This is a genomic window from Mycobacterium kyogaense, from assembly GCF_003254575.1.
Classification (GTDB): Bacteria; Actinomycetota; Actinomycetes; order Mycobacteriales; family Mycobacteriaceae; genus Mycobacterium; species Mycobacterium kyogaense.
Window position 1 is genome coordinate 125,004 of sequence record NZ_QJUA01000002.1, and the last position, 14,602, is coordinate 139,605.

At 67.9% G+C, this 14,602-nt stretch carries 17 protein-coding genes and 1 pseudogene; 3 read left to right on the top strand and 15 right to left on the bottom strand.

The window, feature by feature from the left end; genetic code table 11:
- Nucleotides 1-58 precede the first annotated feature (58 nt).
- The 7 genes from DMB80_RS02580 to dosR all read right to left on the bottom strand — a co-directional run bounded on the left by DMB80_RS02580 (nucleotide 59) and on the right by dosR (nucleotide 3,989).
- A complete protein-coding gene (locus DMB80_RS02580) occupies nucleotides 59-1,153 on the bottom strand; it encodes a DNA-directed RNA polymerase subunit alpha (protein ID WP_276131514.1) in 1,095 nt (364 codons plus the stop codon).
- A gap of 48 nt (nucleotides 1,154-1,201) precedes the next feature.
- Nucleotides 1,202-1,807, bottom strand: coding sequence for a 30S ribosomal protein S4 (gene rpsD / locus DMB80_RS02585; protein WP_046362732.1), 606 nt, complete (start codon nucleotides 1,805-1,807; stop codon nucleotides 1,202-1,204).
- A 22-nt stretch (nucleotides 1,808-1,829) separates the two neighbouring features.
- Nucleotides 1,830-2,243 carry a 30S ribosomal protein S11 gene (gene rpsK, locus DMB80_RS02590; protein ID WP_043405918.1) on the bottom strand — a complete coding sequence of 138 codons (414 nt, stop codon included), beginning with the start codon at nucleotides 2,241-2,243 and terminating at the stop codon, nucleotides 1,830-1,832.
- A gap of 6 nt (nucleotides 2,244-2,249) precedes the next feature.
- Nucleotides 2,250-2,624, bottom strand: coding sequence for a 30S ribosomal protein S13 (gene rpsM / locus DMB80_RS02595; protein WP_046362731.1), 375 nt, complete (start codon nucleotides 2,622-2,624; stop codon nucleotides 2,250-2,252).
- A gap of 155 nt (nucleotides 2,625-2,779) precedes the next feature.
- Complete coding sequence (gene rpmJ / locus DMB80_RS02600; protein ID WP_003879483.1) at nucleotides 2,780-2,893, bottom strand: 50S ribosomal protein L36; 114 nt, start codon at nucleotides 2,891-2,893, stop codon at nucleotides 2,780-2,782.
- Between the two features lie 35 nt (nucleotides 2,894-2,928).
- Complete coding sequence (gene infA, locus DMB80_RS02605) at nucleotides 2,929-3,150, bottom strand: translation initiation factor IF-1 (protein ID WP_003418601.1); 222 nt, start codon at nucleotides 3,148-3,150, stop codon at nucleotides 2,929-2,931.
- A 188-nt stretch (nucleotides 3,151-3,338) separates the two neighbouring features.
- Entirely contained in the window at nucleotides 3,339-3,989 is a 651-nt protein-coding gene (gene dosR, locus DMB80_RS02610; RefSeq protein WP_111508433.1) for a hypoxia response regulator transcription factor DosR/DevR, read from the bottom strand.
- Between the two features lie 123 nt (nucleotides 3,990-4,112).
- Here dosR and DMB80_RS02615 point away from each other — a divergent pair, with 123 nt between their 5' ends.
- A complete protein-coding gene (locus DMB80_RS02615) occupies nucleotides 4,113-4,985 on the top strand; it encodes a universal stress protein (RefSeq protein WP_111508434.1) in 873 nt (290 codons plus the stop codon).
- A gap of 4 nt (nucleotides 4,986-4,989) precedes the next feature.
- On the opposite strand, the gene DMB80_RS02620 is transcribed toward DMB80_RS02615, so the two are convergent.
- The 8 genes and pseudogenes from DMB80_RS02620 to DMB80_RS02655 all read right to left on the bottom strand — a co-directional run bounded on the left by DMB80_RS02620 (nucleotide 4,990) and on the right by DMB80_RS02655 (nucleotide 12,866).
- Entirely contained in the window at nucleotides 4,990-6,465 is a 1,476-nt protein-coding gene (locus DMB80_RS02620; RefSeq protein ID WP_276131513.1) for a sensor histidine kinase, read from the bottom strand.
- 3 nt (nucleotides 6,466-6,468) lie between these two features.
- Entirely contained in the window at nucleotides 6,469-7,485 is a 1,017-nt protein-coding gene (locus DMB80_RS02625) for a zinc-binding alcohol dehydrogenase family protein (RefSeq protein ID WP_111508435.1), read from the bottom strand.
- Between the two features lie 11 nt (nucleotides 7,486-7,496).
- The gene (locus DMB80_RS02630; RefSeq protein ID WP_111508436.1) at nucleotides 7,497-7,742 is read right to left on the bottom strand and encodes an acyl carrier protein; all 246 of its coding nucleotides are present in this window, start codon (nucleotides 7,740-7,742) and stop codon (nucleotides 7,497-7,499) included.
- 7 nt (nucleotides 7,743-7,749) lie between these two features.
- Nucleotides 7,750-8,883 carry a dihydrolipoamide acetyltransferase family protein gene (locus DMB80_RS02635; protein ID WP_111508437.1) on the bottom strand — a complete coding sequence of 378 codons (1,134 nt, stop codon included), beginning with the start codon at nucleotides 8,881-8,883 and terminating at the stop codon, nucleotides 7,750-7,752.
- Nucleotides 8,880-9,860, bottom strand: a complete 981-nt coding sequence (locus DMB80_RS02640) for an alpha-ketoacid dehydrogenase subunit beta (RefSeq protein ID WP_111508438.1) — start codon at nucleotides 9,858-9,860, stop codon at nucleotides 8,880-8,882. The genes DMB80_RS02635 and DMB80_RS02640 overlap by 4 nt, the downstream gene beginning before the upstream one ends.
- Nucleotides 9,857-10,831, bottom strand: a complete 975-nt coding sequence (gene pdhA, locus DMB80_RS02645) for a pyruvate dehydrogenase (acetyl-transferring) E1 component subunit alpha (protein ID WP_111508439.1) — start codon at nucleotides 10,829-10,831, stop codon at nucleotides 9,857-9,859. Before pdhA ends, DMB80_RS02640 begins: the two co-directional genes overlap by 4 nt.
- Nucleotides 10,828-12,609 (bottom strand): annotated as a pseudogene (gene acsA, locus DMB80_RS02650) (acetate--CoA ligase). Before acsA ends, pdhA begins: the two are co-directional and overlap by 4 nt.
- Nucleotides 12,606-12,866: a hypothetical protein gene (locus tag DMB80_RS02655; RefSeq protein ID WP_111508440.1), complete on the bottom strand. Its 261-nt coding sequence runs from the start codon at nucleotides 12,864-12,866 to the stop codon at nucleotides 12,606-12,608. Before DMB80_RS02655 ends, acsA begins: the two are co-directional and overlap by 4 nt.
- Nucleotides 12,867-13,025: 159 nt before the next feature.
- Here DMB80_RS02655 and DMB80_RS02660 point away from each other — a divergent pair, with 159 nt between their 5' ends.
- Both DMB80_RS02660 and DMB80_RS02665 read left to right on the top strand, forming a co-directional pair.
- A complete protein-coding gene (locus DMB80_RS02660; RefSeq protein WP_111508441.1) occupies nucleotides 13,026-13,457 on the top strand; it encodes a nitroreductase family deazaflavin-dependent oxidoreductase in 432 nt (143 codons plus the stop codon).
- Nucleotides 13,447-14,595: an Rv2629 family ribosome hibernation factor gene (locus DMB80_RS02665; protein ID WP_111508442.1), complete on the top strand. Its 1,149-nt coding sequence runs from the start codon at nucleotides 13,447-13,449 to the stop codon at nucleotides 14,593-14,595. Before DMB80_RS02660 ends, DMB80_RS02665 begins: the two co-directional genes overlap by 11 nt.
- Nucleotides 14,596-14,602: the final 7 nt, after the last annotated feature.

A 14,602-nucleotide genomic window follows, 5' to 3' on the forward strand; every position in this document is an offset into this window, starting at 1 on the left:
GGTAGGGCCGGGACGGGTTGTTCGGGCGGGCGAAGCTGGGCGGGAACAGACCCAGCGGTTAGAGCTGTTCGGTTTCTGCGTAGTCGGTGGTGTCGTCGGCCTCGTAGGACGACTCGTAACCGGCGTCGCTGTTCCAGGTGCCGGTGGCGACGTCGTACCCGGCGACCTCGGACGGATCGAAGCTGGCCGGGCTGTCCTTGAGCGACAGGCCGAGCTGGTGCAGCTTGATCTTCACCTCGTCGATGGACTTCTGGCCGAAGTTGCGGATGTCCAGCAGATCGGACTCCGTGCGGGCGACCAGCTCGCCGACGGTGTGCACACCTTCGCGCTTGAGGCAGTTGTACGAGCGCACCGTCAGGTCCAGGTCGTCGATCGGCAGCGCGAAGCTGGCGATGTGGTCGGCCTCGGCCGGTGACGGTCCGATCTCGATGCCCTCGGCTTCGACGTTGAGTTCCCGTGCCAGACCGAACAATTCGACCAGCGTCTTGCCCGCCGAGGCGAGCGCGTCACGCGCGGTGATCGAGCTCTTGGTCTCGACGTCGAGGATCAGCTTGTCGAAGTCGGTGCGCTGCTCGACGCGGGTGGCCTCCACCTTGTAGGTGACCTTCAGCACCGGCGAGTAGATGGAATCGACCGGGATACGGCCGATCTCGGCACCCGAGGCCTTGTTCTGCACGGCGGGCACGTAGCCGCGGCCGCGCTCGACGACCAGCTCGACCTCGAGCTTGCCCTTCTCGTTCAGCGTCGCGATGTGCATGTCCGGGTTGTGCACGGTGACCCCGGCCGGCGGCACGATGTCGCCGGCGGTGACGGCACCCGGGCCCTGCTTACGCAGGTACATGGTGACCGGCTCGTCCTCCTCCGAGGACACGACCAGGCCCTTGAGGTTCAGGATGATGTCGGTGACGTCTTCCTTGACGCCGGGGACGGTGGTGAACTCGTGCAGCACACCGTCGATGCGGATGCTGGTCACCGCTGCGCCCGGGATGGACGACAGCAGCGTGCGACGCAGCGAATTGCCGAGGGTGTAACCGAATCCGGGCTCCAGCGGTTCGATGACGAACTGGGACCGGTTCTCGGCGATGACCTCTTCGCTGAGTGTGGGGCGCTGAGAAATCAGCATGGTGTTGTTCTCCTTCTCGGCAACCGCTATTTGATGCCGTTAAGTGATCTGTGAAGCCGGTTGGCCCACAGACGTGTGTTACTTCGAGTAGAGCTCGACGATCAGCTGCTCGGTGAGCGGGACGTCGATCTGTGCGCGCTCGGGAAGCTGGTGCACGAGGATGCGCTGACGCTCGCCGACGACCTGCAGCCAGCCCGGGATCGGGCGCTCGCCGGCGGTCTGCCGGGCCACCTCGAAGGGCAGGGTGTTGATCGACTTGTCCTTGATGTCGACGATGTCGTACTGCGACACCCGGTAGCTGGGCACGTCGACCTTCACGCCGTTGACGGTGAAGTGGCCGTGGCTGACCAGCTGACGCGCCATGCGGCGGGTGCGGGCCAGGCCGGCGCGGTACACGACGTTGTCCAGCCGGCTCTCCAGGATGCGCAACAGGTTGTCACCTGTCTTGCCCGGGAGGCGGTTGGCCTCTTCGTAGTAGCGACGGAACTGCTTCTCCATCACGCCGTAGGTGAAGCGAGCCTTCTGCTTCTCCTGCAGCTGGGTGCGGTATTCGCTCTCCTTGATCCGCGCGCGGCCGTGCTGGCCGGGCGGGTAGGGGCGCTTCTCGAACGACTGATCTCCACCGACGAGGTCGACGCCGAGGCGGCGCGACTTGCGGGTGACGGGTCCGGTGTAACGAGCCATGAGTTCTAGTTCTCCCTATCCCTTAGACCCGGCGCCGCTTGGGCGGACGGCAACCGTTGTGCGGCTGAGGGGTGACGTCGGAAATCGCGCCCACCTCGAGGCCGGCGGCCTGCAGTGAACGGATGGCGGTCTCTCGACCCGAACCCGGGCCCTTGACGAACACGTCGACCTTCTTGACGCCGTGCTCCTGCGCCTTGCGGGCAGCGTTCTCGGCGGCGAGCTGGGCGGCGAACGGCGTCGACTTACGCGAGCCCTTGAAGCCCACGTGACCCGAGCTGGCCCACGCGATGACGTTGCCCTGCGGGTCGGTGATCGACACGATCGTGTTGTTGAACGTGCTCTTGATGTGCGCGGCGCCGTGCGGGACGTTCTTCTTTTCCCGGCGGCGGGTCTTGGCGGCACCCTTCTTGGGCGCGCCCTTCTTGGCTTGTGCCATCTCGGGTTACCTGGCCTTCTTCTTGCCGGCGATGGTGCGCTTCGGGCCCTTGCGGGTGCGCGCGTTGGTCTTGGTCCGCTGGCCGCGCACCGGCAGGCCGCGACGGTGCCGCAGGCCCTGGTAGCAGCCGATCTCGATCTTGCGGCGGATGTCGGCCTGCACCTCGCGGCGCAGGTCACCTTCCACCTTGAGGTTGCCCTCGATGTAGTCGCGCAGCTGGGACACCTGATCGTCGGTCAGGTCCTTGGTGCGCTGGTCCCGGCTGATACCGGTCGCCTCCAGGATTTCCTGGCTGCGGGTACGGCCGATGCCGTAGATGTAGGTCAGCGCGATCTCCATGCGCTTGTCGCGCGGGAGATCGACGCCCATGAGACGTGCCACAGGGGTGTTTCCTTCTCTATGCGGAGGTCTGATCCCAGTCCGTTCCCGCACTCTTGGCGGGGTCCGGCCTCCGTGCCGGACGTGTTCAGAAGGCCCTATGCCTTCAGTGGTACTGGGAGTTCGTCATTCAGTTGTGGTGCGGGCTGTAACTAGTACTAGCCCTGCCGCTGCTTGTGGCGGGGATCGGAGCAGATCACCATGACCCGCCCATGCCGGCGGATCACCCTGCACTTGTCGCAGATCGGCTTGACGCTCGGGTTCACCTTCACGGCTGTCGTCGATCCTTCTTCTCGTCGGTGTGCGGTTACTTGTAGCGGTACACGATGCGGCCACGGGACAGGTCGTATGGAGAGAGCTCCACCACGACGCGGTCCTCGGGGAGGATGCGGATGTAGTGCTGCCGCATCTTGCCGCTGATGTGGGCGAGGACCTTGTGTCCGTTCTCCAGCTCAATGCGGAACATCGCATTGGGCAGAGGTTCGACAACGCGGCCTTCGACCTCGATGGCACCGTCTTTCTTGGCCATACTGGTTAGCGATCCTTGCTTTTCGTTTCGTGTTGGCCTGGCTGGCACAGCTCGGGTCCGACTAGCAACGTGGGCCGGAGCTCGGGAATTCCCGACAGGACACGCAAGAAGTCGGCGCGCAAACCGCACCGTCGATCCATACTACTCGCTGGGCAGGCAGCCCCAAAATCGCCGAATCGCCCAGCGTGCTAGTCGTCGGCCGGCCGCCTCGGACGGTCGAGCCGGGACACGAACGCCGCCGCCTGGGTGCGCCGCTCCATACCCAGTTTTGCGAGCAGCCGCGACACGTAGTTCTTCACCGTCTTCTCGGCGAGGAACATCCGCGCCGCGATCTGCTTGTTGGTCAGTCCCTCGCCCAGCAGATCGAGCAGCACCTTCTCCTGGTCGCTGAGCCCTGAGAGCGGATCGGAGTGGTCGGCGGCGTTGCGCAGCTTGGCCATCAACGCGGCCGCCGCCCGGTTGTCCAGCAGCGAACGCCCCGCACCCACGTCCTTGACGGCTTTCGCCAGCTCCATCCCTTTGATGTCCTTGATCACGTAGCCGCTGGCGCCGGCGAGGATCGCGTCGAGCATCGCCTCGTCGGAGGTGAACGACGTGAGCATCAGGCAGCGCAGGTCGGGCAGGCTCGAGAGCAGGTCACGGCACAGTTCGATGCCGTTGCCGTCGGGTAACCGCACGTCGAGCACGGCCACATCGGGTTGCAGGGCCGGGATCCGGGCGAGCGCCTCGGCGACCGTGCCCGCCTCACCGATGACGTCGAGCTCCTCGTCGGCGCTGAGCAGGTCGATCAACCCGCGTCGCACCACTTCGTGATCATCGACCAGGAAGACACGGACCATGCCTTCAGTATGGCCACTCCCGGACTGCCGAGCGTGCATGATCGGGCGGAAGGGTCGAAGGCCCCTTGGCCGGGCCCGCTCGCCAGCCATAGTGTGGGTCGACACCGACGGGGAGGAACCGCGATGACCCAATCCGCGCGAGGATCTGAAATCGTTGTCGGAGTTGATGATTCACCGTCATCGCAGGCGGCGCTGACATGGGCGGCCGCGGAGGCGGTGCTGCACGGCGCACCTCTGACGCTGCTCTATGCGGCGCCGCCGCCCGTCTCGATGTGGCCGGCGACGCCGGTGCCCGCCGGGCTGCTGGAATGGCAACGCCAGGTCGGCCGGGAAATTCTGGCCGACGCCGAGAATATCGCGAAGGACATCACCAACGGTTCGGTCCCGGTCAGAGCCGAATTCACGGTGGCGCCGGCGACGGCGGGACTGATCGAGGCGTCCCGGACGGCCAAGCTCGTCGTCGTGGGTTCCCGGGGACGGGGCGCGCTCGCTCGCGTCATGCTGGGCAGCGTCAGCAGCGGACTGGTGCACCGCGCGCACGGCCCGGTCGCGGTGATCCACGATGGTCCGCGACCCGCGACCGATGCGCCGGTTGTCGTCGGGTTCGACGGCTCTGCGGACTCACGCGACGCCGTCGAGATCGCGTTCACCGAAGCCGCCCGCCGGGGCGTCGCACTCACGGTGGTGCACGCCTGGTGGTCGCCCGGGGCGTTCGACTTCCCCGGCTTCGACTGGGAGCAGATGCGGCCGGGCGTGGAACGCCAGCTCGGTGAGCAACTGACCGTCTGGAAGCAACGGTTCCCCGAGGTCGATGTGGTGCCGGTGGCGGTGCCCGATCAGCCTGCGCGCCGGCTCGTCGAACGGGGCGAAACGGCCCAACTCATCGTGGTCGGCAGCCGTGGCGAGGGAGCCGTCGCCAGCGCGCTGCTCGGCTCGGTCAGCAGCGCGGTCGTGCAGGCGGCCCGCGTCCCGGTCATCGTCGCGCGACCGGACTGACGCCTCACGGCGGATCGAGCGGGGCAGCCCACTCGACGACCGCGCCCGGACCCGGACTCGCGTTGTAGATCCTCGCACTGCCGCCCAGATTGGCCGCGCGGGTCGCGATGTTGGCTCGCCCGTTGCCCATCGTGTCGGCATCGGAAAGGCCGATCCCGTTGTCGCGCACGATGATCCGCAAGTCGAGACCGGTCACCGCGACCGTGACCGACGCGGCGTCGGCCTGTGCGTGGCGCGCCACGTTGCTCAGCGCCTCGCGCACCACGGCCAATGCGGCCGCATGGGCCAGGGGACGGACGTGGGCGTCGTCGACGGGCCCTTCGAACTGCAGCGCAGGGGTGAACCCCAGCGCACCCACGCTGCCCTCGACCACGTCGATGATCGCCGACCGCAAGCGGCTGGACCGCACCGGCGCCGAGATCGACTGGTGCAGGTTGAACACCACGTCGCGCAGGTCGTGGATGATCGCGTCGGTCTCGTCGATGAAGCCGTCCAGGTCGGGATTGCGCCGAGCGGCGGCCGAGGTGAGGCTCAGCCCGAGACCGAACACCCGCTGGATCACCCGGTCGTGCAGATCGGCGGCGATACGCGCCTGTTCGTCCCGGAGTTCGCCGTCGACAAGTCGGTCGGCGCTGGCCAGCAGGCTGAGCCGCATCTGTTCCACAGCGCGGGCCAGTTCTGCGGTCTCGCGCGGACCGGTGGGGTGGATCGGCTGGTCGTAATCCCCGCCGGCGACGGCCTTGACCTCGACGAGCAGATCATCGACCGGCCGGGTGAGGCGGCGCTTCACCACGATCACCGCGCCGATCACCACCAGCGCCAGCACCGCCACGCCGGTGAACTGGACGGCGTTCGCGATGCGTTGTGCCGAGTCGATACGCCTCAGCTGCGCGTCGGCGCGCTCAGTGGTGTAGGCCGTCATCGCGCGCAGGGGCGTACGCAGCTCGTCGAACAGGGTCTTCCCCTGCAGCGCCATGGCGGCCTGCTGCTCGGGCCCGAGGGGGCCGGCGCGGCGGGCCGCGATCTGCGGCTCGGCCACCTGTGTCCGCCACCGCGCCGCTGCGGTCGTGACCGCTCCGAGCAGTTCCCGCCCGCGCTCGTCGGCGACCAGGTCACCGGCCAGCGCGTCGGTCAGCGACGCGGCGGCCTCGGCCCCGGAGTCATAAGGCTGCAGAGACGCCGGGTTTCCGGTCAACATGAACCCGCGCTGCCCGGTCTCCTGATCGGTGTAGGCGCGCCGCAGCGCCTCCACATCGGTCTGCAACTCGCTCACGGGACCGCTGAGTTCGTCGACGGCGCGCGCCACGGTGGCCCGGCCGATGATGGACGCCGCCGAGACAGCGAGGAAGACGGTACTGACCACCGTCAGGCAGACCCAGATGTGCTGACGCAGCGAGTGCTGCCGGTTCTCCGTCCCCACCTCGGGGGTGTTCCCCCGGGCCAGCGCTTCAGTCCTGCGTATCGCCGATGTCGTCATCATCGGCTACACGATCAGTACCGCGGCCCCGGCGATACGCCCCGCACTGAGATCCGCCAGCGCCGTATCGGCCTGGTCGAGCGGATACTCGGGAGTCGTCACCTCGATGCGGTGGCGGCCGGCGAACTCCAGGAACTGGCGCGCGTCGGCCCGGGTGTTGGAGGTGACCGAACGTACCTGGCGTTCCTGGAACAGGTGCGACTGATAGTTCAGCGACGGGATGTCAGTGAGGTGTATCCCGGCGATCGCCAGCGTGCCACCCCGGTCCAGGGCCTCCAGAGCGGGCAGCACGAGATCGCCGACGGGTGCGAAAAGTATTGCGGCATCGAGCTTCACCGGCGGCGGTTCGGCCGCGCCCTGCGCCGACGCCGCCCCGAGAGCGAGCGCGAGCTCTCGCGCGTCGGCGCCGCGCGTCATGACGTGCACCTCCGCACCCTGGGCCAGCGCCACCTGGGCGGTGATGTGGGCGCTCCCTCCGAACCCGTAGATCCCCAGGCGGCCACCGGCGGGCAGATCGGCACGCAGCAGCGAGCGGTAGCCGATGATGCCCGCGCACAGCAGCGGTGCGAGTTCGCTGTTCGAGTAACCTTCCGGCAGCCTGTGCACGAATGCTTCAGGCGCAGTGACGAATTCGGCGTAACCGCCGTCGGCATCCCAGCCCGTGTACTGCGACTCGGGGCAGAGGTTCTCCTGATCCCGCAGGCAGAACCGGCACCGGCCACAGGTGTGCCGCAGCCAGGCCACGCCCACCCAGTCGCCCGTGGTGAATTGTGCGCCGGCACCGGGGCCCAGCGCCACCACCTCGCCCACGACCTCGTGTCCAGGCGTGACGTGCGCACGGTGAACCGGTAGATCTCCTTCCGCGACATGCAGGTCCGTGCGGCACACGCCGCAGGCATGCACGGCGATCAGCACCTCACCCGGACCCGGCTCGGGTACCTCGGTGGTGACGAGCTCGACCGGTCGGGTGTCCACCGGCCCGGGCGTACCGACCCGCCAGGCGCGCATGGTCGACGACGTCATACTCGCTAAGGCTAGCGACCTGCGCGTGTGCTGACGAGGGCGACGACGTCGCCCAGCGTCCGCAGTTTCCGGTAGTCAGCCTCCGGGATCTCAACCCCGAGTCGGTTGTGCACGCCGACAAGGAAATTGAGCCAGTCCATCGAGTCGAGATCCACCTGGTCACGCAACAGCGCGTCATCGTCGATGTCGGCGGGCTCGACCTCGGGGGCGATGCTCGTCAACACCGACAGCACCTCGTCGCGGATGTGATCGGTCATCGCAGCCTCACTTCTCGAGCAGGTCGGGTTCACCCAGCAGATCGTTGACAGCAGCCAGAAACAGTGCCCCCCGGTGGCCGTCACTGGCTCGGTGGTCGGCCGCCAGGCTGGCCTGCAGTGTCGTCGCGATGCGGATTCCGCCGTCGACGGCGCACACCCGCTGCGCCGGAGTGCCGAACCCGACCAGTGCCACCTGCGGCGGATAGATGACCCCGAACACGGTGTCGACACCCTGATCTCCGAGGTTGGTCACCGTGATGGTCGGATCCGACATCTCCGAGCTGCGCAGCGAACCTGCGCGAGCCCGCGCGACGAGATCGGTCAGGTCAGCCATCAGCTCGTCGAGCTTCTTGTCGGGTACATCGTGAATCGCAGGGGCGACCAGCCCGCCGCCGCGCAACGAGATCGCCACGCCGACGTGCACGGCGCTGCCCGCCTCGAATCCCGTGTCGCGCCAGAACCCGTTGAACTCGCCGAACCGCTGCGCCGCCAGCGCGACGGCCTTGAGCTGCAACACCGCCGGCAGGACACGCTCGGTGATGGAGCGCGCCGCGTTGCGCTCCGCGAGCCAGTCCAGCGCCGGGTCGAGCTGGACCTCGTGAGCGAGGTAGTAGTGCGGGATCTCGCGCTTGGACCGGCTCATCGCCGCCGCGATCGACTTGCGCATCTCTGTTCCGGGAACGTGCGCCGCGGGAACGACAGCGTGACTGTGTGCCGCGGCGTGCTCCACGTCGCTGATCACCACCGCGCCCTGCGGGCCGGTGCCGGAGACCACGTCGACGTCGACGCCCAGCGACGTGGCCAGCCGACGGGCCGCCGGGGACACCCACCGGCGGTGCGCCGCATCGACCGTCGGCGTTTCCACGGCCTGCGCGGGGACGGGCGCCGGTTCCGCCGGTCGCTCCCCCGGGGTCAGCAGCGTGGCCAACGGTGTTCCCACCGAGACGGTCTGGCCCACCGGCACGAGCAGCTCGCCGACGACGCCCTCCTGCCAGCATTCGATCTCCACGGCCGCCTTGGTGGTCTCGACGACCGCGACGATCTGACCGCGGGTCACGGTGTCACCCGGCTTGACCAGCCACTCGTTGAGCGTGCCCTCGTCCATGTCGGCACCGAGTGCAGGCATCCGGAACTCGGTCATGATCGTTGTCCGACAACAGCTCTGATTGCATCGACGATCGTCTCGGGCTGCGGCAGCGCGGCCTCTTCGAGGTGCTTCGCGTACGGGATCGGCACCTCGGCCGTGCACACTCGCGCCACCGGGGCGTCGAGGTCGAAGAACGCGTTCTCCATCAGCTGTGCGCTGATCTCGCCCGCGAGACTGCCGGTGCGCCAGCCCTCGTCGACGACGACCGCCCGGTGGGTGCTGCGGACCGACGCCACGAACGTGTCGGTGTCGAGCGGGCGCAGCGCGCGCAGATCGATCACCTCGCACTCGACGCCGCCCACCGCGAGTTCATCCGCGGCATCGAGCACCTTGGGCAGGCAGCCGCCGTAGGTGATCACCGTGACGTCGGAGCCCGGCCGACGTACAGCAGCTGTCGAGATGTCGGTCGGTCCCAGCGCGTCGACGTCAGCCGCAGCGTTGTACAGGCCGACGTGCTCGAAGATCACCACCGGGTCCGGATCGGCCAGCGCAGTGGCGAGCATTCCGTAGGCATCCTCGACGGTCGCCGGCGCCACCACCCGGATACCCGGGACGTGCGCGAACCAGCATTCGAGGCTGTGCGAATGCTGGGCGGCCAGCTGCCGTCCCGCGCCCGTGGCCATCCGGACCACCAGCGGGACCGAGAACTGTCCGCCGGACATGTGGCGCAGCGCCGCAGCGGTGTTCACGATCTGGTCCAGTGCGAGCAGACTGAAGTTGACCGTCATCACCTCGACGATCGGCCGCAACCCGCCCAGCGCCGCGCCGATGCCGACGCCGACGAATCCGAGTTCCGACAGCGGGGTGTCGCGGACGCGGTCCGGTCCGAACTCGGCCAGCAGACCCTTGGAGGCGGCGTAGGTTCCGCCGTAGGCGCCGACGTCCTCGCCCATCAGCAGCACGCGATCATCGGCGGCCATCGCATCTCGGATTCCGTCGTGCACGGCGCTGCGGTACGTCGTCTTCGTCATCGCGCCGCCTCCGCCGGCGTCAGGACATCACGGGTGAGATCGCCCACCGGCTCCCACGTTCCGGCCTCGGCGTAGGCCACGGCGTCGGCGAGTTCCTCGGCCACGGCTGCCCTGATGCCCGCGACGTCGTCATCGCCGAGCACCCCGGCCGTCACACACCTCGCGGTGAAAGTGCTGATCGGATCCCGCTCCTTGGCGTGCTCGACTTCCTCTCTGCTGCGGTACAACTCGGGATCGAACATCGAGTGCGGCCGGAACCGGTAGGTGCGGAACTCGAGGAAGAACGGGCCGCCTCCATTGCGCACGTGATAGGCGCCCTCCAACGCAGCCGCCCGGCACGCCAGCACGTCCATCCCGTCCACGGCCAAGGCCGGGATGCGGTAGGACGCCGCCTTCTCCGTCATGTCGGTTTCCGCCTGCTCGTGCGCGAGCTCCGTGCCCATCGCGTAATAGTTGTTCTCACAGCAGAACAGCACCGGAACCTGCCACAGCGCAGCGAGATTCATGGCTTCGTGGAACGCGCCCTCGGCGACGGCACCCTCACCGAAATAGCACGCCGTGACCCGTGATCGACCCAGCTGGGCGTCCGCCAGCGCCAAGCCCACCGCCACCGGCAGACCACCGCCGACGATCGCGTTACCGCCGAAGAAGCGGGTTCGCGCGTCGAACAGATGCATCGAGCCGCCCCGCCCCCGCGAACACCCCTCCTGCTTGCCGAACATCTCGGCCATGATCGAGGTCATCGGAATGCCGCGCAGCAGGGCGTGGGCGTGGTCGCGATAGGTGGCGACCACCGCGTCGAGATCCTCCAGAGCAGCCAGTGATCCGGCGGCGACCGCCTCTTCCCCGACATAGAGGTGCAGGAATCCGCGGATCTTCCCCGCGCTGTAGAGCTCGGCGCATTTCTCCTCCATGAGCCGGACCCTGATCATGTTCGTCAGGAGCGGCAGCGCGACGTCTCGCTCGATCACGACGCTGCCCCTGTCGTCTCCATGGTCGAGGTGTCCCCTTCGGGCAGGCCGAGTTCACGGGCTTTGAGCAAGCGCCGCATGATCTTTCCGCTGCGAGTGTGCGGAAGCGCGTCCGTGAATTCGATGATCTTGGGCGCCACGGCAGCGCCGAGACGCCGACGTGCGTGCGCCATCAGTGAGCGCATCGTGTCCTCGTCGGCAGGAAAGCCGTCTTTGAGCGTGACGAACGCCTTGACCACCTCGCCGACCGTGGGGTCGGGGACACCGATCACCGCCGCCTCGGCCACCGCCGGATGGTCGGTGAGAGCGTTCTCCACTTCGAACGGTCCGATCAGATGCCCTGCGGACTTGATCACGTCGTCCGCACGTCCGACGAACCAGAAGTATCCGTCGGCGTCGCGTCTGACGAGATCGCCGGTCAAGTACAGACCGTCGACGAAGCAGTCGCGATAGCGCTCCCCGGCATTGATGTACGCACGGAACATCGACGGCCAGCCTGGCGTCAGCGCGAGTTCCCCCTCGACGTCGGGTTCGTCGATGACCGATATCGTGCCGTCGTCGTGCCGGCGGACCACGCAGGCGTCCACTCCGGGCAGCGGCCGCCCCATCGAGCCGGGCTTGACATCGAAGGCCGGGGTGTTGGCGATCATGATGCCGCCGGTCTCTGTCTGCCACCAGTTGTCGTGGATCGGCAGTCCGAGTACCCGCTCCCCCCACCACACCGCCTCGGCGTTCAACGGCTCGCCCACGCTTGCCACGAAGCGCAAGTGCGGAAAACGATGCGCCGCAGCCAATTCCGGACCCGCCTTGATCAACATTCGGAGCGCGGTGGGTGCGGTGTACCACACCGTCACAGCCTGGGCGTCGAGGATGCGGTACCAGCGCTGCGCGTCGAAGTCCGCCTCGTCGACCACCGACGTGACACCGTGGAGCAATGGCGCGATGACGCCGTAGGACATTCCGGTGACCCATCCGGGATCGGCGGTGCACCAGTAGATGTCGTCGGCATGCAAGTCGAGGGCTTAGAGACCGGTGACGTAGTGCATCGCGGCGGCGCCGTGCACATGCAGTGCGCCCTTCGGGGTGCCAGTGGTGCCGCTGGTGAAGTGCAGCAGCGCTGGATCGTCGGCGGTGGTGTGGGTGACCGGTGCATGATCGGAGGCGGCGCTCATCCAGGTCCAGAAACCCAGCGTGCCCGGCTGCTCTCCGTCGCCGACGTCGATCAGCACCACGTGCTCGAGCGACGGCAACCGGTCACGGATCGCGGCGACCTTGCGCTCGTAGAGCGCGCGGGTGGTGACGAGAACCTGCGCCTGGCCCAGCGCCAGTCGTGTCGCGACCGGTTCGGGACCGAACGCCGAGAACAACGGACACACGACGCTGCCGTTGCGTAGCGCCCCGAGGATGGTCACGTACAGCTCCGGGCAACGGTTCATGAAGGTGAAGACGCGATCCCCCTTGCCGACCCCGAGGGATCGCAGAACGTTGGTGAAACGCATTGTCAAGCCGGCGAGTTCGGCATAGGTGAGATCACGCGTGACCAGACCCTCGTCTGCGGAGTCGGCCGATACGAAGCGCAGCGCGGTGTGTGCGGCAGCCGGGCCCCGCGCGTGTCGGTCGACTGCCGCGTACGCGATGTTGCAGCCGTCGCCGGGCATCCCGTCGCACACCCGCGGCACCGAACCCCAGCTGAAGTCGGCGCGGGTGTCGTCGTAGTCGGTGAAGTTGGGCCGGACACGCCAGTGCTGCGGCCGTTTCCTGATCAGTGCAGACGTCATCGCCGACGTGTCCTCGCCGGCAGTGCGCCATTGCGCACGGCGACCGAGATGTTGTCCATGACGTGGTCCAGCAGGTCCTGATACGCCGACCCGTTGTCGAGCAGCGTCCGATATCCGTTGTGCCGTAGAAAAACATCGAGTCGTCGGTCCAGCGACAAGTCCGCATACGTGCACCCGGCGAACTCCGATGACAGAAACTGCCACGCGATCTCTTCCATCGCGGCCGCGGACGTGACGACGCGCTCTGTCGGTGTCATGCGCGGCTCCTCTCGGGGGGCGACACGGGCCATCGTTTTCCACTTCAGGCGTCGCCAATAGGGCCCAAGGTCCTCCCGGCCGCTCCGATGTCCAAAGTCCCCCGCGCTGACGTCCGGTCGACCCTGTCTCACCTCTTGCGCCGGTCCCAGCATGGGAGCATGACCACGATTGAGCGCACCCACACGATTCGAGACGCGGTCCGGACGTTCAACAAATACGTGCTGAACCCGGCCATGCTGCGGGTGGCCGGCCGCCGCCACTGGTACGCCGGAGTGATCCACCACACCGGGCGCCACACCGGAAAGTCCTATGCGACACCCGTCGTCGTCGAGCGGTCCCCCGACGGGATCGTCATCCCGTTGCCCTATGGCGCCGACGTCGACTGGTTGCGCAATGCGATCGCGGCGGGACACGCCACCGTGACCGTGCACGGCGAGACCTTCGACGTCGCCGACCCGCAGATCGTCGGCCCGACGATCGCAGCGACACGCATGCCCGCCCACCGGGCCCGGGGTTTCCGCCGGCTGGGCATCGAGACGTTCGCCATGTTCACCACCGTCGACTCACAGCGGAGCAGCCATGAACAGTGATCGTCTGAGGGGTCTCGCCGAGGCGCCGGGCCCCTTTGTCTCCCTCTACGTCGAGGGCGCCGTGGACGATCGGTTCTCCGCGGCACGGTGGACCGCGATTCGCCGCCACCTCGAGGACTCGGGCGTCACCGAACGCACGACCGGCGCGGTCGAGCGGGCCCTGCTGAACTACCGCCCCGGCCCTCGTCGGCGGGGACACGCGATCATCGCCGGCGCCCACGGATTGCTGCTCGACGAACCTCTGGTCCACCCGCCTTCGGTGACCGTGCTGCGTGTCTCCGACTACCCGTACGTATTGCCGCTCTTCGGGGTCGGTGCGGCGCGGCCACCCTACGTCGTCGCCGCCGTCGACCGCCTCGGCGCCGATCTGACCGTGCACTGCGGCCAGAACACCGCCAGGGAAGTCGTTCACGGCGAGGGCTTCCCGGTGCACAAGCCGGCCAGCGCCGGACTCAACGGCTACGGAGACCACCAGCACAGCACGGAGGAGGCGGTGCGGATGAACATCCGCGCCACGGTGGACCGGATCACCGAACTCACAGATCAGTCCCATGCGGAACTGATCTTCATGTGCGGCGAGGTGCGGTCGCGTTCGGATGTCGTCTCCGAACTGCCGCACCGGATCGCCACCCGGGTGGTCGCCTTGCCCGCGTGCGCCGGAGGCGGCCGTATCGACGAGCACGAGATCGCGGAATCGATCGACCAGGAGTTGGACCGGCGGGGCAGCGACGCCGTCGACATGGTCGTGGCGCGCTTCCGGTCAGAGAGGAGCCGGCGCTCCGGCCTGGCCGTCGAGGGCCTGCCCGAGATCTGCGCGGCGCTGAGCGACGGCGCCGTCGACACCCTGATCATCGCCGACCTCCACAGCGCGACGGTGGTCACGGGTGACGACCGCACGGTGATCGCGTCCGACGCCTCAGCGCTGTCGATGTTCGGTGAGCCGGCACGCCGCGTCGCCCTCGCCGACGAGGCGCTCCCGTTCGTGGCGATCGCCACCGATGCATCGGTGGTGGTGTGCCCGGAGGGCTTCTTCAGCGCCGTCGACGGCGTCGCCGCTCTGCTGCGCTACCCCCACGTGGCCACCGGGGATTCGCCGGCTGATTCTCCTGCCCGGCGAAGCCCTGCCGTGCCGCTCTGAGCGGCCG